Source organism: Patulibacter minatonensis DSM 18081 (genome assembly GCF_000519325.1).
GTDB lineage: Bacteria > Actinomycetota > Thermoleophilia > Solirubrobacterales > Solirubrobacteraceae > Patulibacter > Patulibacter minatonensis.
Genome location: NZ_KI912613.1, coordinates 4,601,942 through 4,624,760 on the forward strand (window position 1 = coordinate 4,601,942; position 22,819 = coordinate 4,624,760).

25 protein-coding genes and 1 pseudogene are annotated in these 22,819 nt (G+C 75.5%); 3 read left to right on the forward strand and 23 right to left on the reverse strand.

The features are described from left to right. Positions 1-40: 40 nt before the first annotated feature. From PATMI_RS0121705 to PATMI_RS0121720, 4 genes are read right to left on the reverse strand one after another with little or no spacing between them, the layout of a single operon-like run. Complete coding sequence (locus tag PATMI_RS0121705; RefSeq protein ID WP_026912431.1) at positions 41-685, reverse strand: hypothetical protein; 645 nt, start codon at positions 683-685, stop codon at positions 41-43. Further along, positions 682-1,566 carry a bifunctional hydroxymethylpyrimidine kinase/phosphomethylpyrimidine kinase gene (thiD, locus tag PATMI_RS0121710; protein WP_026912432.1) on the reverse strand — a complete coding sequence of 295 codons (885 nt, stop codon included), beginning with the start codon at positions 1,564-1,566 and terminating at the stop codon, positions 682-684. Before thiD ends, PATMI_RS0121705 begins: the two co-directional genes overlap by 4 nt. 57 nt (positions 1,567-1,623) lie before the next feature. Beyond that, positions 1,624-2,922 carry a DNA-processing protein DprA gene (locus PATMI_RS35265; protein WP_051472129.1) on the reverse strand — a complete coding sequence of 433 codons (1,299 nt, stop codon included), beginning with the start codon at positions 2,920-2,922 and terminating at the stop codon, positions 1,624-1,626. After that, positions 2,919-4,415, reverse strand: a complete 1,497-nt coding sequence (locus tag PATMI_RS0121720; RefSeq protein ID WP_026912433.1) for a YifB family Mg chelatase-like AAA ATPase — start codon at positions 4,413-4,415, stop codon at positions 2,919-2,921. Before PATMI_RS0121720 ends, PATMI_RS35265 begins: the two co-directional genes overlap by 4 nt. A gap of 210 nt (positions 4,416-4,625) precedes the next feature. Here PATMI_RS0121720 and PATMI_RS37705 point away from each other — a divergent pair, with 210 nt between their 5' ends. Further along, positions 4,626-5,033: a YraN family protein gene (locus PATMI_RS37705; RefSeq protein ID WP_169738409.1), complete on the forward strand. Its 408-nt coding sequence runs from the start codon at positions 4,626-4,628 to the stop codon at positions 5,031-5,033. Between the two features lies 1 nt (position 5,034). On the opposite strand, the gene PATMI_RS32270 is transcribed toward PATMI_RS37705, so the two are convergent. The 12 genes and pseudogenes from PATMI_RS32270 to PATMI_RS0121785 form a co-directional block, all read right to left on the reverse strand. Next, positions 5,035-5,745 carry a ribonuclease HII gene (locus PATMI_RS32270; RefSeq protein ID WP_245604244.1) on the reverse strand — a complete coding sequence of 237 codons (711 nt, stop codon included), beginning with the start codon at positions 5,743-5,745 and terminating at the stop codon, positions 5,035-5,037. Between the two features lie 12 nt (positions 5,746-5,757). Beyond that, complete coding sequence (gene lepB, locus PATMI_RS0121735) at positions 5,758-6,507, reverse strand: signal peptidase I (protein ID WP_157260915.1); 750 nt, start codon at positions 6,505-6,507, stop codon at positions 5,758-5,760. 141 nt (positions 6,508-6,648) lie between these two features. Then, a pseudogene (gene rplS / locus PATMI_RS32275) lies at positions 6,649-6,987 on the reverse strand (50S ribosomal protein L19); the annotation flags it as partial. 189 nt (positions 6,988-7,176) lie between these two features. After that, on the reverse strand, positions 7,177-7,872 hold the full coding sequence (trmD, locus tag PATMI_RS0121745) for a tRNA (guanosine(37)-N1)-methyltransferase TrmD (RefSeq protein WP_026912435.1): 696 nt from the start codon (positions 7,870-7,872) through the stop codon (positions 7,177-7,179). A 3-nt stretch (positions 7,873-7,875) separates the two neighbouring features. After that, entirely contained in the window at positions 7,876-8,541 is a 666-nt protein-coding gene (rimM, locus tag PATMI_RS35270) for a ribosome maturation factor RimM (RefSeq protein WP_051472131.1), read from the reverse strand. Between the two features lies 1 nt (position 8,542). Continuing rightward, a complete protein-coding gene (locus tag PATMI_RS0121755; protein ID WP_026912436.1) occupies positions 8,543-8,785 on the reverse strand; it encodes a KH domain-containing protein in 243 nt (80 codons plus the stop codon). Between the two features lie 34 nt (positions 8,786-8,819). Then, positions 8,820-9,068, reverse strand: coding sequence for a 30S ribosomal protein S16 (rpsP, locus tag PATMI_RS0121760; protein WP_026912437.1), 249 nt, complete (start codon positions 9,066-9,068; stop codon positions 8,820-8,822). A 194-nt stretch (positions 9,069-9,262) separates the two neighbouring features. After that, positions 9,263-10,690, reverse strand: coding sequence for a signal recognition particle protein (gene ffh / locus PATMI_RS32285; RefSeq protein WP_051472132.1), 1,428 nt, complete (start codon positions 10,688-10,690; stop codon positions 9,263-9,265). Positions 10,691-10,725: 35 nt separating this feature from the next. Further along, positions 10,726-11,235, reverse strand: a complete 510-nt coding sequence (locus PATMI_RS0121770; protein ID WP_026912438.1) for an SRPBCC family protein — start codon at positions 11,233-11,235, stop codon at positions 10,726-10,728. 82 nt (positions 11,236-11,317) lie between these two features. Next, positions 11,318-12,310 carry an SPFH domain-containing protein gene (locus PATMI_RS0121775; RefSeq protein WP_026912439.1) on the reverse strand — a complete coding sequence of 331 codons (993 nt, stop codon included), beginning with the start codon at positions 12,308-12,310 and terminating at the stop codon, positions 11,318-11,320. A 101-nt stretch (positions 12,311-12,411) separates the two neighbouring features. Continuing rightward, entirely contained in the window at positions 12,412-12,840 is a 429-nt protein-coding gene (locus PATMI_RS0121780) for an NfeD family protein (protein ID WP_026912440.1), read from the reverse strand. A gap of 117 nt (positions 12,841-12,957) precedes the next feature. Further along, the gene (locus tag PATMI_RS0121785; RefSeq protein ID WP_051472133.1) at positions 12,958-13,359 is read right to left on the reverse strand and encodes a VOC family protein; all 402 of its coding nucleotides are present in this window, start codon (positions 13,357-13,359) and stop codon (positions 12,958-12,960) included. Between the two features lie 21 nt (positions 13,360-13,380). Here PATMI_RS0121785 and PATMI_RS0121790 point away from each other — a divergent pair, with 21 nt between their 5' ends. Further along, entirely contained in the window at positions 13,381-13,995 is a 615-nt protein-coding gene (locus PATMI_RS0121790; protein ID WP_211241773.1) for a CGNR zinc finger domain-containing protein, read from the forward strand. A gap of 37 nt (positions 13,996-14,032) precedes the next feature. On the opposite strand, the gene ftsY is transcribed toward PATMI_RS0121790, so the two are convergent. Then, positions 14,033-15,040, reverse strand: coding sequence for a signal recognition particle-docking protein FtsY (gene ftsY / locus PATMI_RS0121795; RefSeq protein ID WP_084270150.1), 1,008 nt, complete (start codon positions 15,038-15,040; stop codon positions 14,033-14,035). Between the two features lie 56 nt (positions 15,041-15,096). On the opposite strand from ftsY, the gene PATMI_RS0121800 reads away from it, so the two are divergent. Further along, entirely contained in the window at positions 15,097-15,996 is a 900-nt protein-coding gene (locus PATMI_RS0121800) for an NAD-dependent epimerase/dehydratase family protein (RefSeq protein WP_026912444.1), read from the forward strand. Between the two features lie 23 nt (positions 15,997-16,019). Here PATMI_RS0121800 and PATMI_RS35275 read toward each other — a convergent pair whose 3' ends face one another. Genes PATMI_RS35275 through PATMI_RS0121830 form a run of 6 tightly spaced genes read right to left on the reverse strand, consistent with a single transcriptional unit; the run spans position 16,020 to position 22,796 of the window. Then, complete coding sequence (locus PATMI_RS35275; protein ID WP_157260916.1) at positions 16,020-16,973, reverse strand: hypothetical protein; 954 nt, start codon at positions 16,971-16,973, stop codon at positions 16,020-16,022. Then, a complete protein-coding gene (locus PATMI_RS32295) occupies positions 16,970-18,148 on the reverse strand; it encodes a glycosyltransferase family 4 protein (RefSeq protein ID WP_051472135.1) in 1,179 nt (392 codons plus the stop codon). The genes PATMI_RS35275 and PATMI_RS32295 overlap by 4 nt, the downstream gene beginning before the upstream one ends. Then, the gene (locus PATMI_RS0121815) at positions 18,138-18,569 is read right to left on the reverse strand and encodes a hypothetical protein (RefSeq protein WP_026912445.1); all 432 of its coding nucleotides are present in this window, start codon (positions 18,567-18,569) and stop codon (positions 18,138-18,140) included. Before PATMI_RS0121815 ends, PATMI_RS32295 begins: the two co-directional genes overlap by 11 nt. Next, complete coding sequence (locus PATMI_RS0121820) at positions 18,566-19,480, reverse strand: hypothetical protein (protein WP_026912446.1); 915 nt, start codon at positions 19,478-19,480, stop codon at positions 18,566-18,568. The genes PATMI_RS0121815 and PATMI_RS0121820 overlap by 4 nt, the downstream gene beginning before the upstream one ends. Then, on the reverse strand, positions 19,477-20,796 hold the full coding sequence (locus PATMI_RS32300) for a glycosyltransferase family 4 protein (protein ID WP_084270151.1): 1,320 nt from the start codon (positions 20,794-20,796) through the stop codon (positions 19,477-19,479). The genes PATMI_RS0121820 and PATMI_RS32300 overlap by 4 nt, the downstream gene beginning before the upstream one ends. Before the next feature lie 2 nt (positions 20,797-20,798). After that, a complete protein-coding gene (locus PATMI_RS0121830; RefSeq protein ID WP_342673051.1) occupies positions 20,799-22,796 on the reverse strand; it encodes an AAA family ATPase in 1,998 nt (665 codons plus the stop codon). Between the last annotated feature and the right edge of the window lie 23 nt (positions 22,797-22,819).

Here is a 22,819-nt window from a genome sequence, read left to right on the forward strand (position 1 = left end):
GAACGCTACCCCACCACCGGCGGCGACCTGCGGCCCCCGGTCAGCCCGCGGCGCGACGCCGGGCGGCACGCGCGAGGCGACCGGTCCGGGCCAGGCCCATGGCGCGCTCGGTGCGCTCCCGCTCCCACTCGCGCATGCGCCAGAGGTCCCGTCGGATGGACCGGCGGGAGAACTCGGTGCCGGGGAAGCTGATCCGCGCCGAGGCGACGACGCCGCGCTCGTCCTGCGTGAGCGCCATCCAGTGCGCGAGGACGTCGTCGCTGGCCACCAGCGGTTCGTCGGGATCGAGCCCGGCGAGCTGCACCCGGCACTCCCCCAGGAGCGTCGTGGTCTGCGGCAGGAAGACGACGTGCGGACGATGCGGGTAGACGAGGTACGCGTACGCGACGCCGGACGCCGGACGCCGGCCGGACGGCGCCGGGGCACGCCCGCCCCCGCCCCAGACACGGACGAACCCGAGGTCGCGGTACATCGCCCAGCTGTCCTCGTCCAGGCAGGTGCGCAGGAGGTCCCGGGCGGTGGCCTCCGCCCGCTTGCGCTCGAGGTGGCCGGCGCGCCCGGCGCGCACCACGGCGACCGCGTGCTCCACGCGGTCGGCGAGCAGCGGGAACCAGTAGCCGGCGGTGAGCGCGAGCGGCAGGACGGCGGCGGCGACGAACGCCGCGATCGCGAGCGCGACGATCATGGCGCGCTCACCCGGTCCGGTGCCGGGGTCGCGGCGTCCGCGCGACTTCCCGCGGGGGTCCGCAGAGCGGGGAGGTCGAGCACGTCGACGGGGCCGGGACCGGCACCGACGTCGCGCAGCCCGCGGCGGACGGCCTCGCCGGCCTCGGCGCGCGCGACCCGGGCGGCGCGGACGACGTCGTCCCCCGCCGCGAGGCGGGCGGCCAGGGTGCTCGAGTGGGTGCACCCGGACCCGTGGGCGGCGCCGTCGGGGTGGCGGACGCCTGGGAGCCGGTGGACGGTGCCGTCCTCGAGCAGGAGGAGGTCCTCCGCGGCGGCGCGGTGCCCGCCGGTCACCAGGACGTTCGCCGGGCCGGCCGCCTGGATCGTCCGGGCGAGCTCGGTGACGTCGTCGTCGGTGAGCACGGCGAGGTCGCGCACGTCGTCGCGACCGGCGAGCACGACGGCCTCGGGCAGGTTCGGCGTGACGACCGTGGCGAACGGCAGGAGGTCCCGGACGTAGGCGCGCTGGGCGTCGGCCTCGAGCAGCCGGGCACCGGACTCGGCGACCATCACGGGGTCCGCGACCACGGGCACGCCGGCCGGGAGTCCCGCGAGGGCCTCGACGACGGCACCGATGCTGGGCTCGGACCCGACCATGCCGATCTTGACGGCGTCCACGCCGAGGTCCCCGACGACCGCCAGCACCTGCTCGACGATCATCCGAGGGGCGACCGCGTCGATGCGGGTCACGCCGACGGTGCTCTGCGCCGTCAGGCCGGTGATCGCGCTCGTCCCGTGGACGCCCTGGGCGGCGAACGCCTTGAGGTCGGCCTGGATCCCCGCGCCCCCTCCGGAGTCGGAGCCGGCGATCGTCAGGCAGATGGGGGTGCGCACGGCCATGCACACCGAGGCTACCGCGATGGCGGCGTCGGGGCAGACGCTCCTCCCGGCCGTCGTTCAATCGTTGGGCCCGGCGTCCGGACGCTCGGCCAGGAGCTCGAGCCCGCCGTCCAGCGACCGACGCAGCCGCCCGTCCGCCTCGAGCGCCCCGAGCCCCGCCAGCACCGTCGTCGCCCCGTCCTCGGCGATCAGGCTCTCGATCGTGCGCGGTCCCCGCAGGAGCTGCTCGCCGATGCGGCGGGCGTTCCCGTGCAGACCCAGCAGCCGGTCGACCTCGGGCAGCGGGACCCCGAGCGTCGGTGGGACCACGCGGGGCGCGGACGGGGGCTCCTCCTGTCCGAGCGGGAGCTGCACCGGACCGCCACCGCCGGACGACGCCCCCCGCCGGACGCTGCGGACGCCCACGAGCGCCTCGTGCACCATCTGCCGGGCGTCGTCCGCGGTGACGATCGCCCGGGCGGGGCCGGGATCGTCGTCGTCCCCCGACACGACGCCGCGGAGCAGGTCGTTGCTCCCCGCCCATGCGGGGTCGAGGACGGAGCCGGGCACCACGCCGACGGGGCGGTGCAGCCCGTTCGCGTGCTCGACGGAGCGCAGCGACCCCGAACCGCGCGCCGCGGCCGTGACGAGCAGGCCGTCGCCGAGGGCCGCGATCAGGCGGTTCCGGGCCGGGAAGCTCCAGCGCCGGGGCGTCGACCCGGGAGGGAGCTCGCTGACGATCACGCCGTGCTCCGCGATCCGCCCGTAGAGCCCCCGCAGTGTCGCGGGCGTCGCCCGCTCCGGACCGCTCGCCAGGACCGCCACGGTCCCGCCCGGGCCCGCGTGGTCGTCCCCGGTCGGAGCACCGGCCGCCAACGCCCCCTCGTGCGACGCCTCGTCGATGCCGAACGCCATGCCGCTGACCACGGTGATGCCGCCGCCGGCGAGCGACTCGGCGAACCGGCGGGCGAGCCGTCGGCCGTCGGCGGGTGCCCGCCGCGCACCGACCATGGCGATCGTCGGGCGGTCGAGCCCCGGTCCGAGGACGGCGAGCAGCCGCTCGACGCCTCCCAGCACGTGGAGGACCGCCGGTGGGTCGCGGAGCTCGCGCAGGCGACCGGGGAACGCGTCGTCGTGCCGGCACACCGACTCGACGCCGAACGCGCGCTCCTCCCCCGCCGCCCCGGACAGGAGCTCGTCGTCGGAGCAGCGGAGCGCCCGCGGCCGCGGCGCCCCGTCGCCCTGGACCGCACGGACGAAGTCCTCGTTCTCCAGCGCGAGGACCAGCGGCGGACGGCCCGCACGCGGGCGATCGAGGCCGGGCGTCATCTCCCGCAGGAGCTGCGCCCGCCGGACGCAGTCGGCGCAGGCCCTCATGCGGCGACGGCCTCGTCGTCGTCCCGAGCCACGTGCTGGCGGAGGAACAGCGCCTCGTCGAGGTGGTCGCCGGTGATCCGGTCCGAGACGGCGAGGTCGGCGATCGTCCGGCCGATGCGCAGGACCCGGGCGCGGCCCCGGGCCGAGAGGGTCTCGCCGAGGTACGCCCGCTCCAGGCGCTCCGCGGCGGGTCCGGCGAGGTCGGCCTCCAGCCGCCGCGGACCGGTGGAGCGGCGCCGCTCCGCCGCGAACGCCCGGGCCCCGGCGACGCGCTCCCGCACCGCCGCGGTCGATTCGGCCGGCGCACCGGCGATCTCGGCCGCGCTGGGCCGCGGGCAGGCGACGTGGACGTCGATCCGGTCCAGCAGCGGCCCCGACAGCTTGCGCCGGTACCGCTCGAGGTCCTGCCGGCCGCAGCGGCACCGCGAGGAGCCGTGGTGGCCGCACGGGCAGGGGTTCGCGGCGGCGACGAGGAGGGTCCGCGACGGGAAGGTCCGCGTCCGCCCCTGGCGGACCAGGACGACGCGGGCGTCCTCGAGCGGCTGGCGCAGGGCCTCCAGGGCGTCGCGCCGGAACTCGGGGAACTCGTCGAGGAACAGGACGCCCCGGTGCGCGAGCGTGATCTCCCCCGGCCGGCCGACGGTGCCGCCGCCGACCAGCCCGGCCGCCGACGTGCCGTGGTGCGGTGCCCGGAACGGCCGCTCGGCGACGAGCCCCGCGCCGTCGTGGAGGCCACAGACGCTGTGGATCCTCGTGACCTCGAGCGCCTCGGCCGTCCGCATCGCCGGCAGGAGCCCGGGCAGTCGGCGCGCGAGCATCGTCTTCCCCGTCCCCGGGGGCCCGACGAGGAGCAGGCTGAGACCTCCCGCGGCGGCGACCTCGAGCCCACGCCGTGCGAGCGCCTGACCGCGGACGTCCTCCAGGTCCGGGCCGTCGGGAGGGGCAGCCGGGAGTCCGGCGTCCGGCGTCCGGTCGTCGCGCCCGGGCTGCCCGAGCGCGCGGACGGCCTCGCGCAGCGTCCCCACCGCGCGGACCGCGACACCCGGCACGAGGCCCGCCTCGTCGCGCTGCTCGCGCGGGACGACGATCGCGCCGAGCCCGGCGGCCCGCGCGCCCTCGGCGACCACGAGCGCGCCGCGCCCGGGTCGCACGATCCCCCCGAGCGAGAGCTCCCCGACCACCGCGACGCCGGCGAGATCGACCCCCGGGGCCTGCCCCGACGCCGCGAGCAGGCCGACGGCGATCGCGAGGTCGAACCCGGGACCGCCCTTCGGCAGGCTCGCCGGCGCGAGGTTCACGGTGATCCGTCGCCCCGGCAGCTCGAACCCCTGGTTGCCCAGCGCCGCCCGGACCCGCTCGCGCGACTCCCGCACCGCGAGGTCGCCGAGACCGACGATCGTGAACGACGGCAGGCCGGGCCGCACGTCGACCTCGACGACGACGGGACGGGGCTCGAGTCCGTCGATCGAGAACGTGTGCACGCGGGCCAACATGGGGGCCACGCTAGGCCCGGGCTCCGTGCCGGGACGAGGGGACGACCGTGCCGGAACAGCACCGGATCCGTCACGGAGGACGTCGCGACCCGCCGGACGGCGACCGGCGGCGTCGACCGTCCGCCGGAGCGGAGTTCCGGCACGATCAGGACGCGCGTTCCGCACGGATCGGGGGTGGAGCGGGCACGGGCGTCGGCCTACGGTCGCATCGTGTCCGAGAGCCAGCCGTCGTCCGAGCCGCACCACCCGCGTCACGACCACCGCCCGGGGGTCGGACGGACCGGGGAGCGGTACGCGCGGGACCACCTGGTGCGCCTCGGCTACGAGGTGCTCGCCGAGCGGGCGCGGACCCGGTGGGGCGAGATCGACCTCGTGGTCTACGACGGGCGGACGATCGTCTTCTGCGAGGTGAAGTCCCGCGTGGCGCGCGGGAGCGCCGCCCCGTGGGCGTCGCTGCACGCCCGCAAGCGCCGACAGGTCCGGCGGCTCGCAGCGGCGTGGCTGTCCGAGACCACCGACCGCCCGACGGGGCGCGAGATCCGCTTCGACGCGATCGGCGTCCTGGTCGACCCGACGGGCCGGCTCGTGCGCCTGGACCACATCGAGGCGGCCTTCTGACCTACAGGTGCCCCTCGTACGCGGCGGCGCGGAACGACCGCCGGTGCAGGACCGACAGGCCGTGCTCGCGGATCGCGTCCTGGTGGGCGGTGGTCCCATAGCCCATGTGCTGCTCGAAGCCCCAGGCCGGGTGGCGGACGGCCGCCCGGTGCATGAAGCGGTCGCGCGTGACCTTCGCGACGATCGAGGCCGCCGCGATCGCGGCGCTCTTCGCGTCTCCGCCCACGACGTGTCGCTGGTCGAACCCGGTGTCGGGGACCGCGAAGCCGTCGGTCAGGCAGAGCGCGCCCGGGCGGGCGACCCGCCGGGCGGCGGTCGACAGGGCCTCGAGGTTCGTCACGTGCAGCCCCCGCGCGTCCAACCCCTCGACGCACCGCGAGACCGACGCGACGCGGACGGCGATCCCGAGGACGACGCCGAACAGGCGCTCGCGCTCCTCGGCGGTGTGCGCCTTGGAGTCGTCCAGCGCCCCGAGCGCCCGGACCTCGCGGGGGCCGATGCGCTCGAGGTCGAAGAGGACCGCGCCGGCGACCAGCGGGCCGGCCAGGCAGCCCCGCCCGGCCTCGTCGGCGCCGACGACCCAGCGGGTCCCGAGCGCCCGGTCGTGCCCGAAGAGCCGTCGACCGCGGCTCCCGGAGGACGGGAGCCTGCGGCGTGCCGGCGCCCGCGGCGTCACCGGCGCGGGGCCGGAGGTGCGGGACGTCGGGGCCACGGGGTGGTGCGGCTAGATGCCGCCGATGCGCTTCGGCGGCCAGTAGGTCGCGAAGGCGCCGCCGATGACCCAGTCCCGGGGCACCGGGCCCCAGAAGCGGCTGTCGTTGGACGCGCCGCGGTTGTCGCCCATCATGTAGTAGTGCCCCTTCGGCACCGTGATGGTCTTCGGCAGGCTGCAGGGCGTGTCGGTCGTCCCGGCACCGTCGCAGGTGTCGGAGATGAACGACTCCTTCTGCTTCTTGCCGTTGAGGACGACGTGCCCGTCCTGCACCGAGACGCGGTCGCCGGGGCCGGCGACGACGCGCTTGATGTAGTTCTCGCTCTTCCACTCGCCCCCGACGCTCTCCGGGCACGGGCGGCCCTGGGCGATGTTGTCCGCCTGCGCGCACTCGGCGGCGTCCTCGTTGCCGACCTGGTCGGTCTTCGCGCCCTTGGGCGGGTGGAAGACCACCACGTCGCCGATCGACGGATCGCTCCCGAGGTGGTGCGAGATGCGGTTGACGAGCACCCGCTGCCCGACGTCGAGGAGCGGCTCCATCGACTCGCTCGGGATGCGGTACGGCTTGACGAAGAACGCCTGGATCCCGAGCGCGAGGAGCAGCGCGATGGCGACGAGGCCGACGAGCTCGACGATCGGGTTGAGGCCCTTCTTCTTCTTCTTCTTCTCGGCCGTCCGGCGCTCGGTCGCCTTCGGAGCGGCGGACTCGGGCGCGTCCGGAGCCCCGGTCGTCGACCGGGGCTCGGGGGTGTCGTCGCTCACGGGGGAGAGCGCCGGTGGCTAGGAGTCCGAGGACTCCGTGGCGGGCGCCTCGGCCTCGGGGGCCTCGGCGACCGGGGCCTCGTCGACCGCGTCGGCGGGAGCCGGCGCGTCGGCGGCGACGAGCTTCTCCGGCGCGACGTAGCGACGCTCGCGGACGCGGGCGGCCTTGCCGACGCGACCGCGCAGGTAGTAGAGCTTCGCGCGGCGGACGTCACCGCGGGCGGCGACGTCGATCTTCTCGATCTTCGGCGAGCTCAGCGGGAACGTGCGCTCCACGCCGACGCCGAAGCTCTGCTTGCGAACGGTGAACGTCTCGCGGGCGCCGTGTCCCTGGCGCTTGATGACGATGCCCTCGAAGACCTGCGTACGGCGACGCGTGCCCTCGACGACCTGGAAGTGGACGCGAACGCGGTCGCCGGGCTGGAAGTCGGGCTGCGAGCGGAGCTGTTCACGCTCGAGCTTCTCGATTACGGTGGTCATCAGCGAGGGGCCCGGACTGGTCGGAAAACACGCACCAGCGCGTGATCCGGGCAAGATTCGGAACCTTAGCGGAGCCCCGGGGTCCGGCGCTCCGCGCCTCCCCCGCCCACGGCGGAGAACCGCTGGAGACCGCGCGAATCGCCTCCGGTCGGTCGGCGGACCGGCCCGCGGAGGGGTCTGCCGGGCGCCTCAGCGGCCGAGCCGGGTGCCGCCGTCGCCGCGCTCGCGGCTGCGCGCGCGGCGCCAGGTCTCGATCTCGGCGTGGTGACCGGAGAGCAGGACGTCGGGGACCTTCCAGCCCCGGTACTCCGCCGGCCGGGTGTAGTGCGGGTACTCCGGGTCGCCGTCCAGCGCGACCGAGAAGCTCTCCTCGACCGCGGAGTCCGCGTGCCCGAGGCTGCCCGGGAGCTTGCGGAGGACCGCGTCGCACACGACCATCGCCGCCAGCTCACCGCCGGCGAGGACGTAGCGCCCGATCGACAGGGTGTCGGAGCAGAAGTGCTGCACGATCCGCTCGTCGAAGCCCTCGTAGCGCCCGCAGAGCAGCGTGATGCCCTGCTCCTCCGCCGCGAGCTCGTCGACGAACGCGTCGTCCAGGACGCGGCCGCCGGGTGTCAGCGCGATCACGCGGCGCTGCTTGCGGAGCTCGACCGGGTCCTCGTCGTAGACGCCCCGGAGCGCCTTCTCCATCACGTCGACGCGCAGGACCATGCCCGCGCCCCCGCCGAACGGGGTGTCATCGACCTGCCGCGCGGACATGTCGCTGTGGTCCCGCGGGTTGAAGGTCCGGACCTCGTGCCCGTCCTGCATCGCGTTCTTGACGTGCCGCTGCTCCCGGAACCAGTCGAACCAGTCGGGGAAGAGCGTCATGACGTCCAGCTGCAAGGGTCAGCCCTCCTCGGGCGTCGTCGGGCCGGAGGGCTCCCCCGCGGCGTCGCCGGGAGGGTCCTCGTCGAGGAACGCCAGGTCGATGACGACGTCGCGGGACGCGACGTCGAAGACCGGCACGGCGTCCCGGTGCAGCGGCACGAGCAGGTCGGGGCGCCCGTGCTCCGGTGCCCAGCGCACGCGGAGGACGTCGACCGACGGCATCACGAGGACCTCGGCGACCTCGCCGACGTCCTGGCCGGTCGCCGCGCGGACCGGCAGTCCGACCAGGTCGTCGGGCCAGAACTCGTCGTCGGGGAGCGCGGGGAGCGTGTCGCGCGGCACGAGCAGGTCCGTGCCGCGGAGCGCCTCGGCGGCGTCGATCCCGTCGATCCCGGTCAGGCGCAGGATCGGCTTGGCGTCGGTGCCGGACCGCCGGACGATCTCGCGCTCGACGCCTCCGACGGTGAGCACCGTCCCGACGGTGAGGTGCTCGCCCTTGGGGCGGGTGACCGCGAAGGAGCCGTCGAGGCTGTGGGCCTTCCCGATGCGCCCCAGCTGGTGCATCTGGCGGGCGACCGGGGCGCCGGGACCGGCGGCCGTGGTGGGCGTCCCGGCGTCCGCGGGGACGCCGGAGTCGACCGGGGCGCCGTCGGCGTCCGGTCCGTCCTGGCGGTCGGCGGCCACGTCAGTCGTCGACGATGTCGACGAGCACGCGCTGGTCGCGGTGCGCGGCGGCGACCTTGACGACCGTGCGGAGCGCGTAGGCGGTGCGTCCGCCGCGGCCGATGACCTTGCCGTAGTCGCCCTCGTCCACGCGGAGCTCGAGGACCACGGCGCCGTCGTCGGTGTCGACGTCCGGCGTGACGGTGACGGCGTCGGGCTCGTCCACGATCGCCCGCGTGAGGTCGCCGAGGAGCTCGGCGACCACAGTCGGATCCTGGTCGGCCGCCGTCACGGCCGGATCAGCCGACTTCGATGCCCTGCGTGCGCAGGAGCTTCTTCACCGTCGAGGACGGCTCGGCGCCGACGTCGAGCCAGTGGCGGACGCGGTCCTCCTTGAGGACGATCGTCGACGGCTCGGTCTGGGCGTTGTACTGACCGATGGTCTCGATCACCCGGCCGTCGCGCTTGCTGCGCGAGTCGGTGGCGACGACGCGCCACACCGGGTTCTTCTTGCTCCCCACACGGGTGAGCCTCAGTCGAACAGCCACGAACGTCCTTCAGTCGAAGTCAGGAGAGGAAAAACAGCGGCCCGGGCCGAGAGGCCGCACGCCGGAAGACGGACAGCCTACCGCGACCCGGAATTGCCTGCGGTGCGGCACCGCGGACGCTCCCTGCGGGAGGACCGTGCCCGGCCGCGGTCCGACCCGTGACGCACGGGCCGGGGCCCGCACGCCCTCCCGCGTCAGCGCTTGCGGCGGCGGGCGGCGCGGCTGCCGCCCCGCACGCCGACCGGCGCGCCCTGGCCGGCCTGGCCCGCGCCGCCGGGCATCCCGCCGGGCATGCCGGCGCCGCCCATCATCGCGCCGATGTCCTTCAGACCGCCCTTGCTCATCTGCTTCATCATCTTGCGCATCTGCTGGAAGTTCTTCACCAGCTGATTGACCTGCTGGACCGAGGTGCCGGAGCCCTTGGCGATGCGGATGCGCCGGCGGCCCTTGATGAGCTCGGGGTGGCGGCGCTCCTTCGGCGTCATCGACAGGATGATCGCCTCGACGCGGTCCATCTCGCGGTCGTCGATCTGGGCGTCCTTGAGCTGCGACCCGACGCCCGGGAGCATGCCGAGGACCTTCGACATCGGACCCATCCGGCGGATCATCTTCATCTGCTTGAGGAAGTCCTCGAGCGTGAACTCGTTCCGACGGAGCTTGCGCTCGAGGTCCTTGGCGTCGCCCTCGTCGAACTGCTTCTCGGCGGACTCGATGAGCGACAGGACGTCGCCCATGCCGAGGATCCGCTGCGCCATGCGGTCCGGGTGGAACTCCTGGAAGTCCGGGAGCTTCTCGCCGGTGGACGCGAAGAGGATCGGCTTGCCGGTGACGGCCTTGACCGACAGCGCGGCGCCACCTCGGGCGTCGCCGTCGAGCTTGGACATCACGACGCCGTCGAAGCCGGCGGCGGCGGAGAACTGCTCGGCGACGTTGACGGCGTCCTGGCCGGTCATCGCGTCGACGGTGAGGAGGACGGTGTCGGGGCGGACCGCGTCGCGGATCTGGACGAGCTCGTCCATGAGGTCCTGGTCGACGTGCAGACGACCGGCGGTGTCGACGATCAGGACGTCCTTGCCGTCCTGCTTGGCCTGGTCGAGCGCCCAGCGGGCGACCTCGACGGCCGGGAGCTCGGTCCCGCGGTCGTAGACGGTGGCGCCGGCCTGGGCACCGACGAGGCGGAGCTGCTCGACGGCGGCCGGGCGCTGGACGTCGCAGGCGGCGACGGCGACGGACGAGTGCTTCTCGTCCTTCAGCCACTTCGCGAGCTTGGCGACGGCGGTGGTCTTGCCCGAGCCCTGGAGGCCGGACATGAGGATCACGGTCGGGGGGCTCGAGGCGAACCGCAGCCCCTCCTGCTCGCCGCCCATCAGCGCGACGAGCTCCTCGTGGACGATCTTGACGACCTGCTGGCCGGCGTTCAGCTTGCCGAGGATGTCGGCGCCGAGGCAGCGCTCCTTGACCGTCGCGGTGAAGGACTTGACGACCTTGAAGTTGACGTCCGCCTCGAGCAGCGCGAGGCGGATCTCGCGCATCGCGACGTTGACGTCGGTCTCCGTCAGCGAGCCGCGACCGCGGACGTCGTCGAGGGTCGCCTGGAGTTTCTCGGAGAGGGCGTCGAACACGGCAGTCGGAAGTGTCGCAGGACCGGGGCCCTCCGTCACACCTGCCCGGGTTCCTCCAGGGCCTCGGGGAGCGGTTCGTCGGGCCCGAGCACGTCGACCTCGCCGTCCTCGTGCTCGTCGACGTCGGGGTGGGGCTCCCCCAGGCGCTCGGCGAGCAGCTCGAGGTCGCGACGCATGATGCGGCGGAGCTCGCGCGCGACGCCGGGCCCGGCCAGGCGCAGCGTCGGCGGCAGGGTCAGGCCGACCCTCCACGTGACGGTCGCGCCGTCGTCGTGCGGATCGACCTCGAGCGTCGTCCGGCCGGCGACGCCGCGCCACGCGACGTCGAGCTCCAGCACCTCGGGGACGACGACGCGGGAGACGCGCACGTCGAGCCCCAGGCGCAGGCCGCCGTGCCGGACGACCGGCCGGTGGTGCAGGAAGCCGCGGGGCCGCAGCTCCTCGAGCTGCGGCAGCCACTCCTTGAGCAACCCCGGTTCGACGACCCACGCGAACGCCTCCGCCGGCGGGGCGGGGACGACGATCTCGAGCTCGATCCAGCGCACGTCCGGGCCCTGCTACCCGTTCGCGGGACGCCGGCCCGGCGCCGCGCGGGGCCACCGCACAACGAGGGCGCGCGCGGTCCGGCTACTCCGGGCGGGACGGATCGGCGGGTCGGGGCGGGTCGACGGGGCGCGGCGGGTCGACGGCGCGGGGAGCGTCGGCCGGTCGCCCGCCCGGCAGCGGCGGGCCGTCGGGCGCGGACGCGTGCCCACGGAGCCCGTCGACGACCCCGCCGAGCCCGGAGAGCGCCTGCGTGAACTCGGACGGGATCACGAAGAGCTTGTTGGCCTCGCCCTTCGCGAGCTCGGGCAGCATCTGGAGGTACTGGTAGCTCAGGAGCTCCTTGTCGGGGCGTCCGGCGTGGATGGCGTCGAAGACCGTGCCGATCGCCTTCGCCTCGCCCTCGGCCCGGAGGACGGCGGCGGTCTTCGCGCCCTCGGCCTTCAGGACCGCGGACTCCTTCTCGCCCTGCGCGGTCAGGATCTGGCTCTGCTTGGAGCCCTCGGCCGTCAGGATCGCGGCGCGGCGGTCGCGCTCCGCGCGCATCTGCTTCTCCATCGCGTCGAGGATCGTCGACGGCGGGTCGATGGCCTTCAGCTCGACGCGGCCGACGCGGATGCCCCACTTGCCGGTCGCCTCGTCGAGGACCGTGCGCAGCTGGCCGTTGATCTCGTCGCGGGAGGTCAGCGCCTGCTCGAGGGTCAGGCCGCCGATGACGTTGCGCAGCGTGGTGGCGGTCAGCTGCTCGATCGCCTGCAACGGGTTGGCGACCTCGTAGGTGGCGGACTTCGGGTCCGTGATCTGGAAGTAGAGGACCGTGTCGATCGAGACCGAGACGTTGTCCTCGGTGATCACGGAGTTCGGCGGGAAGCTCACGACCTGCTCGCGGAGGTCCAGGAGCGGCAGCAGGCGGTCGATGAACGGCACCGTGATCCGGAGCCCCGGCTCGAGGGTCCGCTGGTAGCGGCCGAGCCGCTCGACGATCCCCGCACGGGCCTGCGGGATGATCCGCACCGTCTTCGCGGCGACCAGCAGCGCGAAGAACAGCAGGACGGCGAGGACGATCAGGATGACCACGGGGACCTCCGGGGGGCGAGCCGACGGCCGGGGCGAGCGCCCGACCTGCGGCGGAGCCTACAAAGCAGGCGCCGCGCCGCACAATCGGGGTCGGTCCCGGATCAGTCCGCGACGACCGCGGTCGCGCCGCGGATCTCGAGCACCGTGACGGTCTCCCCCACCGCGATCGGCTCGTGCCCCTCGCCCCGGGCCGTCCAGATCTCGCCGTCCAGGCGGACCTGGCCCTGGAGCTCGGGCCCCTCGATCGCCCGGACGACCACGGCGGTGCGCCCGACGAGCGCGGCGGTGCCGGTCTTCGTGCTGGACGGCTGGCGCAGGTGGCGCTTGGCGACCGGGCGCACGAAGCCGAACATCAGGGCGGTGACGAGCGCGAAGATCGCGATCTGGGGCGCGGTGTCCGCCCCCGCGAGGGCCGTGACGGTGGCGGCTCCGCCACCGACCGCGAACGGCCCGAGGAAGAGCGAGAGCGTGAGGACCTCGCCGACCCCGAGGACGACGGCGATCAGGAGCCAGGGAACCCACGCGTCCATGGTCTGATCCTACCCGCCGGGTGCGGCGACGGACGCCGGCGCGCCACGTCGGGGACCCCGTCCGGCCGGGGGACGCCGCGAACGGCCGCGGCGGTCGCGGGTCGCGCACGACCGGGCTCACGCCTCCGCGCCCCACTGCCCGACGCGGCACACGGCCTCGATGTTCGCGCCGTCCGGGTCGAGCACGAACGCCGCGTAGGGCGCGTGCGGGCGCGGACCCGGCGCCCCGTTGTCGACCCCGCCGGCGGCGATCGCGGCGGCGTGGAACGCGTCGACGGCCTCCGTCGACTCCGCCACGAACGCCACGTGGGCGCCGGCGGTGACCGGCCCGTCGGCGCTGAGCGCGAGGTTGCCGAACGCGAGCAGGCCGTGCGCGTCGAGCAGGAACGCCACGCCGAGCGGCTCCAGCGCCCGCCGGTAGAACGCCCGCGACCGGTCGAGGTCGGCGACGCGGAGGTGGACGTGGTCGATCGACGGGCGCGTCCAGTCGTGGGTGCGGGGGTCCGTGAGCTCCAGCATGCAACCGGTTATACTGGTGTCGTGTCCGAGGGTCAACCGCACGCCCCCGATCCGCGGGTGCTCCGCCGCGAGGACCTCGGCGCCGACGACGCCCGCCGGTTCCGCACGGGCGCCGACTGCCTGGACCTCACGCACACCGGGGCGGAGGGCCGCTACGCCGTGTTCGAGCTGCTGCACGCGCCCGAGGACGTCGGGCGCTGGCTGGGGCTCCTCGTCCGGACGCCCGTGGCTGCCCGGGACGAGGACGTCGCTGAGGTGCGCGGGGTGCGCAACGCGATCGGACGGGTGGCCCGGGCGATCGCCGCGGGCGACGCGCCCGCCGCCGCCGACGTCGCGCGGGTCAACGCGGCGGCCGCGGGGGCGCCGATGGTCGAGGAGCTCGTGCGCCCCGGGGTGGCCCATCGCCCGCCGACGACCGCCGGGCGAGCGCTCGCGTCCCTGGCCCGCGAAGCCGTGGAGCTGTTCGGCGGGCCGCTCGCCGACGGCCGGATCCGCGTCTGCGGGGCGGAGGACTGCGGCCTCCTGTTCGTGGACCGGTCGCGGCCGGGACGCCGGAGGTGGTGCTCGATGGAGCGCTGCGGCAACCGCGCGAAGACGCGCGGCTACCGGGCCCGGGGCGGGGCGAGGGGGGACTGACGGCCGGCGGGGTCCCGTCGGCGCGCGGCGGCCTCCGTCAGGCGGCGACCTCGTCGGGCTTGACGAGGGCCTGCGCGAAGTCGTCGGGATCGAACGGGCGGAGGTCCTCGAGGGCCTCGCCGATGCCGATGAGCTTCACGGGGATGCCGAGGTCCTGGGCGATCGCGATCGCGATGCCGCCCTTGGCGCTGCCGTCGAGCTTCGTCAGGACGATGCCGGAGACCGGCGCGACCTTCGAGAACTCGGCGGCCTGGCGCAGGCCGTTCTGGCCGGTGGTCGCGTCGACGGTCAGGAGGATCTCGTGCGGGGCGCCCGGCATCAGCTTCTCGACGACGCGGCGGACCTTCGAGAGCTCCTCCATCAGCGGCAGCTGCGTGTGGAGGCGCCCGGCGGTGTCGACGATCACGACGTCGGCGCCGGACTCGCGGCCGCGGCGGACGGCCTCGTAGGCGACCGACGCGGGGTCGGTGCCCTGCTTGCCGGTGACGACCTCGACGCCCGCGCGCTCGCCCCAGATCTGGAGCTGCTCGACCGCGGCGGCACGGAACGTGTCGGCGGCGCCGAGGACGACCTTCTGGCCGAGCTCGAGCGTCAGCGTGTTGGCGAGCTTGCCGATCGACGTCGTCTTGCCGGTGCCGTTGATGCCGCACACCATCACGACGGTCGGACCGTGCCGGAGGTCGATCGTGGCGTCCTCCTTCGGGCGCGCGGCCTCCGCCAGCAGCTCGGCCAGGCGGTTCTGCAGCGCCTGCGGGTCGGTCAGCCCGCCGGTCGTGGCCTCGGTCTCCAGGCGGCCGACGATCTCCGCCGTGGCCTTCGCGCCGCAGTCGGCCATGATCAGCGCCTCCTCGAGGCGCTCCCAGGTCTCCTCGTCCAGCGTGTCGAAGAGCGTCTGCGTCAGCTCGGCGCCGAGCGCCTCGCGCGTCTTCTTCATGTTCTGGCGTAGGCGCTTGAAGAAGCGGCCGCGCTTCTCGGGCTCCGGCGCCGGCAGCGCCGCAGCGCGGGTCTCGTCCAGGACGAAGAGGTCGGTCCACTCGCGCGCCATCCCCTCCGACGATACCGGGGGCGGCAAGGCGTCCGGCTCGGGGTACCCTGCCGCCGATGCGCGCCGTCGTCACCGGAGCCGCCGGGTTCGTCGGCACCCACCTCGTCGCCGCCCTGCGGGAGCGCGGCTGGGACGTCGTGGGCACCGACCGCCGCCCGGGCGCCGACCACCGCGCCGACCTCGTGGACGCGGACCTCGACCCGCTCGTCGGCGGCGCCGACGTCGTCCTCCACCTCGCCGGCCGGGCGTCGGCGCGGGCCAGCTGGCGCGAGGACTTCGACGGCTACCTGCACGACAACGTCCGGGCGACCCAGCGGCTGCTGCACGCCTGCCACGCCGCGCGGGTGGGTCGCGTGGTGCTGGCGTCGTCGTCCTCGGTCTACGGCGGCGCAGCACCGCTGCCGACGCCGGAGGACGCGCCGACCGCCCCGGTCTCGCCCTACGGCGCGACGAAGGTGATGGCGGAAGGGCTCGCCGCCGCCTACGGCGCGCAGGGGCTCGACGTCGTCGTCCTGCGGTACTTCACGGTCTACGGGCCGGGCCAGCGGCCGGACATGCTGCTCGCCCGCGCGATCGACGCGGCGCTCCACGGCGACGAGCTGCTCGTCTTCGGCGACGGGCGACAGACCCGGGACTTCACGTTCGTCGGCGACGCGGTCGAAGCGACGATCGCGGCCGGCACGCGCGGGCCCGCCGGGCGCACGTACAACGTGGGCGGCGGGGCGCCGGTCGCCGTGCGCGACGTGCTCGGGCGCGTCGCGGCGCTGTGCGGCGGGACGCTCACGACGGCCGGGGCGGCCGCGCACGCCGCCGACGTCCGCGACACCGCCGCCGACGTCTCGCGGGCCCGGGGGGCGCTCGGGTTCGTCGCCCGGACGACCCTCGACGACGGCCTGGCCGCACAGGTGGCGGCACGCCGGGCCGCGCTCGCCGCCCCGTCCGCGGACCGGCGCTGAGCCGGCCCCGGCGGCGCGCCGGCTCACGCCGCCAGGTCGGGGCCCAGCTCGCGGCGGACGTGGCGGGCACGCCAGGGCTGGTCGTCGAGCGCGCGCTCGAACGGCACGACGTGGTGACGACCGCGGAACGGTCGGCTCTCGTCCAGGACGTTCCAGCCCGCCGCGGTCACGAGCCGGTCGGCGGCGGCCAGGAACGGCGCTGCCGGCAGCTCGTCCCGCACGAGCACGTCGTCCGGCAGGCCCGGCGGGGTCGTCGGGGACAGGACGACGATCGGCAGGTCCGTGCCCTCCGCCGCCTGGTGCTCGCGGGCGTGGGCCACGAGCTCGAGGGTCTCCTCGTCCGGGCCGCTGTGCACCACGAGCCAGTGCGGGCCGGGATGCGCGCGGCGCGGCGCGTGACGCTCGACCGGGGGCGACCACGGGACCATGCGGTCGCTGTGGTCCCGGAGGAAGGCCTCGTGGGCGGGCTCCAGCGGCTCGAGGACCAGGGTCGTGCCGAAGCGGACGCGGCCGGCGCCGAACCGGGGCCGGTAGACGTCCCAGCGCAGCCGACGGGCGACGTGGTCGACCCGCGGTCCGCCCGCGACGCCGGACGAGCAAAGGCCCTCGAGCTCGCCGGCGACGCCGAGCGGGAACGCGTCGACGACGATCCTGGCGGGCGCGCGGGCGGCGATCAGGTCGAGGAGGGCCGCCGGGTCGCCGGCCGCCGCGGGGTCGACGGCGACGACCGGCAGGCCGCCGGTCGCCCGGACGTCGCCGGCGTGACGGGACGCGGTCAGCAGCACCGCGCGGTCCTCGAGGCCCAGCGCCCGGACGACGCGGCATGCGCGCGCGAGATGGCCGAGGCCACCGCCGAGCGCGTGGACGAGGACCTCTCCCCTGCCGTCGTCGACGATCGGCGGCGTGGTCGGGGCGCCGCCGGTGCGGACGGACGCACGCGCCGTGCGTGCGCCCGCGGTCCGGTCGACCCCGGTCACCGCGGACCGCCCGCGGAGGCGCACGCGGTCAGGGCGTCGACGTACCGCGCGGTCTCGGTGCGGGCGTCGAACGCGCGCTCGGCGAGCGCGCGGCACGCCCGGCCGTACGGCTCGGGATCCTCGGTCAGGGCCCGCCGCAGGGCCTCGGCGCAGCCGTCCTCGTCGCCGGGCTCGAAGAGGAGGCCGGTCTCGCCGTCGACGAGGACGTCCGCCATGCCCGCGACGCGGGAGCCGAGGACCGGGACCCCGAGGGCGGCGGCCTCGACCAGCACGTTCGGGAGGCCGTCGTAGAAGGACGGGATGGCGACCCAGTCGCACGCGGCGTACCACGGCAGCAGCTCGAAGCGGTCGAGGAACGGCAGCCCGCTCCACGAGACCTCGCCGTCGTGGTCCGCAAGCCAGGCGTCCATCGCCTCGTCGCGGTCGCCGGCGAGCAGCAGGTGCGCGTCGTCCGCGCGCCCCGACCGCAGCAGGGCGTCGAGGAGGAGCGTCCCGCCCTTCTTCGGCTTGAGATGCCCGAACATGCCGATCACGCGCCGGCCGGCCGGGACCTCCGCCGCCCGCCACGCCGCCGCGCGGGCGCGGTCCGACGGCGCGGTCGCCCAGTCGTCCAGGTCGATGCCGTTCGGGATCCAGCGCACGGGGATCCCGGGGTGCAGGGCCGCGATCCGGCGGACCTTGTCCTGCGCCACCGCGGCGACGAGCGCGGACCGCGACAGCGCGTCGTCGAGCGGGCCTCGCCTCCTGGCGGAGAAGACCGCGGAGTCGAAGTCGTTGCCGCGGATCAGCGTCACGAGCGGCACCCCGAGCCACGCTGCATAGACCGGCGCGACGGTGATCGGCCGGGACCCCCCGAACGCGACGACGTGGGTGATGCCGTCGGGGTCGCCCTGTGCCTGGAGCGCCGACCACGCGCGGTTGAACGCGTGCGGCGGGTCGTCGTCGACCGGGCAGGGCAGGTGCAGGCCGCCGGCCCGGCGGACGACGCGGAACGGCTCCGTGCCCGGACGCGCCGTCGGGGTGACGTGGAGGACGTCGATCGTGGCCCCGGCGCCCCGGAGCCCGCGGACGATGCGGTCGCACGACTGCGCCATGCCGCCGCGGGACGGCGGGTACGTCTCGGTGATCCAGAGGACGCGCAGGGCCGCGGGGTCGCCCGCCGCGTCAGCTGTCACCGAAGCCGCCGCCGTCGTCGTCGGTGCCGTCGTCGTACCAGCGGAACCCGTCGCCCGACCAGGTGCTGTCGTGCGTGCCCCACCACATCGGCTCGTAGCCGTGGCGGTCGTAGTAGCGGCGGCGGTAGCGGGCGGTGCTCGCCGTCGCGTCCTCGGGCGCGACGACCTGGGGGCCCTCCCCCGCGTTCACGGGGCCGACGCCGGGCCGTCCGTCGGTCCGGACCAGCGGTTCGACGGCGTCGTCCTCCGCCTGGCGGGCGGAGCACTCGACGCACACGGTGGCCTGGACGCGCGGGGCGCGGTGCTCGTCGCAGATCCGCCGTCGGCAGACGTCGCAGGTCCGGGTCGCCGCCCGCTCGCAGTCCCGGAGCGTGAAGAACCCGCGCTTGCAGGCGCAGGGGTCCAGGGAGGCCGTGCTCATCGGAGCTTCTTCCTGCGGGTCGGGTCGACGCGGTCGTAGGCGTGGGCGACCAGGTCGACGACGTGCGCGGCATCGAGGGCCACCCTCGGCCCGACGGCCTTGATCACGCGACGCTCGCGCACGGCGGTGCGCCCCGGCGCGGTCCTCACGCGCTCGCGGTCGGTGCCCGACGGGCTCGGCCCGCCCGACGTGGTCGGGACCGCCGCGTAGTTGCGGTCCGGGAAGCGGACGTCGACCTCGTACGTCGTGCGCGTCTTGGTCTTGATCTTCGTCTTGATCTTGTTGCTCTGGCTGCGCTTCGTCTTCCGCGACACGCGGCTCTGCACCCGGCCCGCGATCGACACCTGCGCGCCATCGGCGAACCGCACGCGGGCCCGGAGGAACGGGTCGTCGTAGAACGTGTCGACGATGGCGTGGTAGGCGCCCTTGCGGTACGTGTCGCTCTTCCCGAGCTTCTTCGCGTCGGTCCGGTGCCCGGTGAGGTCGAGGTCGAGCGCCACGGGCGTCCCGGGCGCTGCGTCCTCCGCGAGGATCGGCAGGAGCGCGGCGGTCAGGCGCAGCGGCTCGCCTTCGAGGTCCTGCGTGCGGAGCCGGCGGCGCTCGACGCGGAGGGCGACGATCGTGAGCAGCGCGAGGACGACGACGACCCCCGCCGCGACGCCGAGCGGCGCGACGCCCGCGACGCCGGAGACGATCGCGACGATCCACCCGCCGACGAACGTGGAGCTCGCCGCGTAGGTCCGCCGGCGGACGCGCTCGAGCGCCTCGCCGATCCGCACGTCGTGGGCGAGCACGGGACCGAGCAGCCCGAGCCACTCGAGCGCCGGGCGCTCGCCGCCGACGACCTTCGCGTCCAGCACGGCCCGCTGCGCGGCGTCGAGGGACGCGCGGTGCTCCTTCAGCCCGCTCACCGGTCGGATCCGGGTGCGTCGTCGGCGGCGGGCGGGGTGCCCGGTCCGGTCTGCGGGACGAGATCCGGGCGGGGTGCGGGACCCGACGCGGAGGTGGTCGGCGTCGCCGGCATGGCGGGGAGTCGATCAGATCCGGCGGCCAGCGTCGAGTACAGCGCCGACAGCGCCGTGGTCGAGCGGTCCCACGTCAGGTGCGCCGCGACGTGCTCGCGGCCGGCGGCGCCCATCGCGGCGACCCGGTCGGGGTGGTCGAGCAGCACGCGGATCGCCCGGGCGAGCTCCGCCGGACGGTCGGGGTGGACGAGGCGGCCCTGCACGCCGTCGGTGACGAGCTCGCGGACCGCCGGCAGGTCGGAGGCGATCACGGCGGTCCCGGAGGCCATCGACTCCAGGAGCTTCAGCGGCGCACATCCCTGGGCGACGTTGCGCTCGCAGTCCTTCAGCGGCGCGAGCGACAGGTCGGCGTGCTCGCGCCACGGGGCCAGCTCGTGCTCGGGCAGCGCCGCGTGCCACGTCACGCGGTCGGCGACCCCGAGGCGCTCGGCCAGCTTGGCGTACGGCTTCGCGCGCCGTCGGTGGACCGACGAGCAGACGACGAGCCCGAGGTCGTCGAGGTCCGTGAGGCGGGCCAGCGCGCGGAGCGCGTCGTCGAGCCCCTGCCACGGCTGCAGCGCGCCGAAGTACAGGAGGTAGCGGTCGGGGGCGCCCGCCGGTCGCGGGGTCGGCGGGGGCAGGTCCGCGCCGTTGCGCAGCACGTGGATCCGGTCCTCCGGGACGCCGCGGGCCCGGACGGCGGCGGCGATCGTGTCGGCCGGGACGACGACGGCGTCCGCGGCGTCCAGGCAGCGCTGCTCGAGCGCGGCGACCTGCGCGAGGACGTCCGGCGGGATCCGCGGGAAGAGGAACGGCAGCTCGATCGACGGCAGGCCGTTGACCTCGTAGACCGTCGACCACGGCCCGCCGGCCTCGACGACCGGGACGCCGCTCCACGGATCGCGGAAGTGGCAGACCTCGAGGGTGCCCGCGTGCTCCTGCAGCAGGGCGTCGAGCCGGACGCCGAACGCGAGGGCGCGGGCCATGAACCGCGGCTCGTCGCGGGAGAAGCGGACGATCTCGACGTCCCCCTCGCGCTGGTAGGCGGGCAGGTCGTCCCCGCCGAGGACGTAGAGCAGCCCGCCGCCGTGGTGGTCGAAGAGCGTGCGCGCGAAGCGGTCGATGTGGACCGCGGAGCCCTTGCGCGACGGGAAGCGGTCGAACGACGCGTAGAGCGCGCGTGGGCCCGGCCGGGCGGCGGGGTCGGCCGGCGTCCCCGGCATGCTCAGCCCGCGGGCGCGCCCGGGTCCGCGAGCCCCGGCAGCTGCTCCGCGGCGCCGACGCCCTGCTGGTCGAGCCGCCGGGAGACGACCTTCGAGACGCCGTCGCCGCCCATCGACACGCCGTAGAGCGCGTCGGCGACGTCCATCGTCCGCTTCTGGTGCGTGACGACGATGAACTGCGCGCGGTCGCGGTAGCGGCGCAGGAGCTGGAGGAAGCGGTCGATGTTGAGGTCGTCCAGCGCGGCCTCGACCTCGTCGAGCACGTAGAACGGGCTCGGCTTGGCGAGGAAGACGGAGAACAGGAACGCGATCGCGGTCATCGTCTTCTCGCCGCCCGACATCAGGGTCAGGCGCTTCATCGACTTGCCGGCGGGGGTGATCTCGATCTCGACGCCCAGGTCCTCGTCGCGGTCGGCGTCGGCCTGGTCGGCGTCGTCGAGGTCGCGGGCCTCCTTCGTCCCGTCGTCCTCGGACTCGCCCGACTCGTCCTTGTCGTCGTCCGGGGTCTCGCGCACGAGCCGCAGCCGGCCGCGGCCGCCGGGGAAGACGTGCTGCGAGAGCTCCTCGAAGTTCTTGGCGCACGCCGCGAAGGTCTGCTCGAACGTCTCGCGGATCTGACGGTCGGTGTCGCGGACGAACGCCCGCAGCTCGCGCAACGCGGTCTCGAGGTCGTTCCGCTGGGCCTCGAGCGTCTCGACGTGCTCGCGGGCCTCCTCGTACGCGTCCATCGCGAGCGGGTTGACCGGACCGAGGGTCTCGCGGCGCTTCTGCAGACGGGCGATCCGGTCGCGGAGTGTCTGGGCGGTCTCCTCGTCCAGGGCCTCCTCGGCGGGCTCGGGCGGGAGGCCGAGGCGCTCGGCCAGGGCCTGCAGCTCGACCAGGATCTCGGCCTCTTGGTCGCGGGCGCGCTGGAACGCGACCTCGCCGGCCGTCACGCGCTCGCCGGTGCGGCGGATCCGGGTGGAGATGTCGGCCTCGCGCTGGGCGCAGGAGCGCAGGCGCCCGGCGACGTCGTCCCCGGCGGCGCGGTCGTCCTGGACGGCCTGCTCGAGCACCGCCGCGCGTTCGCGGACGACGCGGAGGGCGTCGAGCAGGAGGTCGGTCATGCGCTGGCCGAGCGGCTCGACGCGGACGTCGGCGGCGAGGGCCTCCTCGAGGACCTGCACCCGCGCGTCGCGCTCGGCACGCTCCCGGGTCAGGCGCTCGGCGGTGCGGCGCTCGGCCTGCAGCTCGCCGACGATCTGCGCGCGACGGACGGCGGTCGGGCCCTCGTCCGGCGCCAGCTGCCGGCGCTGGACGGCGCGGACCGCGTCGCGGAGGACCTCCTCGGCGTCGACGATCCCGCGGCGGGCCTCGCGCGAGGCCTGCTCGGCGGCCTCGCGCTCGCGGTCGGCACCGGCGAGGTCGTCCTTCAGGGCCTCGACGGCGACGACGGCCTCGCGGGCGGCGCTCGCGGCCTGCTCGCTCTCCCCCACCAGCCGGTCGCGGCGGTTGCGCTCGGCCAGCACGCGCTCCTCGCCGCCCTGCGGGCTGCGCTGGAGCTCGCCCGCCCCGACCCGCCACACGTGACCGTCGGCGGTGACCAGCGTGCCGGTGAACGTGAACGGGACCGCGTCGGGCAGCGCGTCGACGAGCCAGGCGTCGGTGAGCACGCGGCGGGCGATCGCGACGGCGGCATCGGAGCCGGAGACGCGCGGGGCCAGCGGGGTGGCGCCGTCGAACGGGGGCGGGTCGGCGGGGGTGCCCGCCGGGGCGCCGGATCCACCGTCGGCCGTCCCGGCCGGGACGCCGGCGGTCCCGGCGTCGCCCGGCCCGCCCGACGGTGACCCGGGGACCGGGGCGTCGGGAGCCAGCAGCACGCGCACCCCGTCGCGCCCGGCGTTCGTCAGGAGCTCGCGGGCCGCGGCGGGATCGTCGGCGACGGCGGCGCCCAGGCGGCCGTCGAGTGCGGCGGCGACCGCGAGCTCGCACCCGTCGTCGACACGCAGGCCGTCGCCCAGCGCGACGGGCTCCGGGGCGCCCG

Excerpts from the sequence above, each read along its gene's own strand:
- thiD (WP_026912432.1), bottom strand. The coding sequence starts at position 1,566 with ATGGCCGTGCGCACCCCCATCTGCCTGACGATCGCCGGCTCCGACTCC.
- ftsY (WP_084270150.1), bottom strand. The coding sequence starts at position 15,040 with ATGGCGCGCGAGTGGACCGACCTCTTCGTCCTGGACGAGACCCGCGCT.
- PATMI_RS0121705 (WP_026912431.1), bottom strand. The coding sequence starts at position 685 with ATGATCGTCGCGCTCGCGATCGCGGCGTTCGTCGCCGCCGCCGTCCTG.
- PATMI_RS32300 (WP_084270151.1), bottom strand. The coding sequence starts at position 20,796 with ATGCCGGGGACGCCGGCCGACCCCGCCGCCCGGCCGGGCCCACGCGCG.
- PATMI_RS35265 (WP_051472129.1), bottom strand. The coding sequence starts at position 2,922 with ATGAGGGCCTGCGCCGACTGCGTCCGGCGGGCGCAGCTCCTGCGGGAG.
- PATMI_RS0121800 (WP_026912444.1), top strand. The coding sequence starts at position 15,097 with ATGCGCGCCGTCGTCACCGGAGCCGCCGGGTTCGTCGGCACCCACCTC.
- PATMI_RS0121815 (WP_026912445.1), bottom strand. The coding sequence starts at position 18,569 with ATGAGCACGGCCTCCCTGGACCCCTGCGCCTGCAAGCGCGGGTTCTTC.
- PATMI_RS0121720 (WP_026912433.1), bottom strand. The coding sequence starts at position 4,415 with ATGTTGGCCCGCGTGCACACGTTCTCGATCGACGGACTCGAGCCCCGT.
- PATMI_RS0121780 (WP_026912440.1), bottom strand. The coding sequence starts at position 12,840 with ATGGACGCGTGGGTTCCCTGGCTCCTGATCGCCGTCGTCCTCGGGGTC.
- PATMI_RS0121785 (WP_051472133.1), bottom strand. The coding sequence starts at position 13,359 with ATGCTGGAGCTCACGGACCCCCGCACCCACGACTGGACGCGCCCGTCG.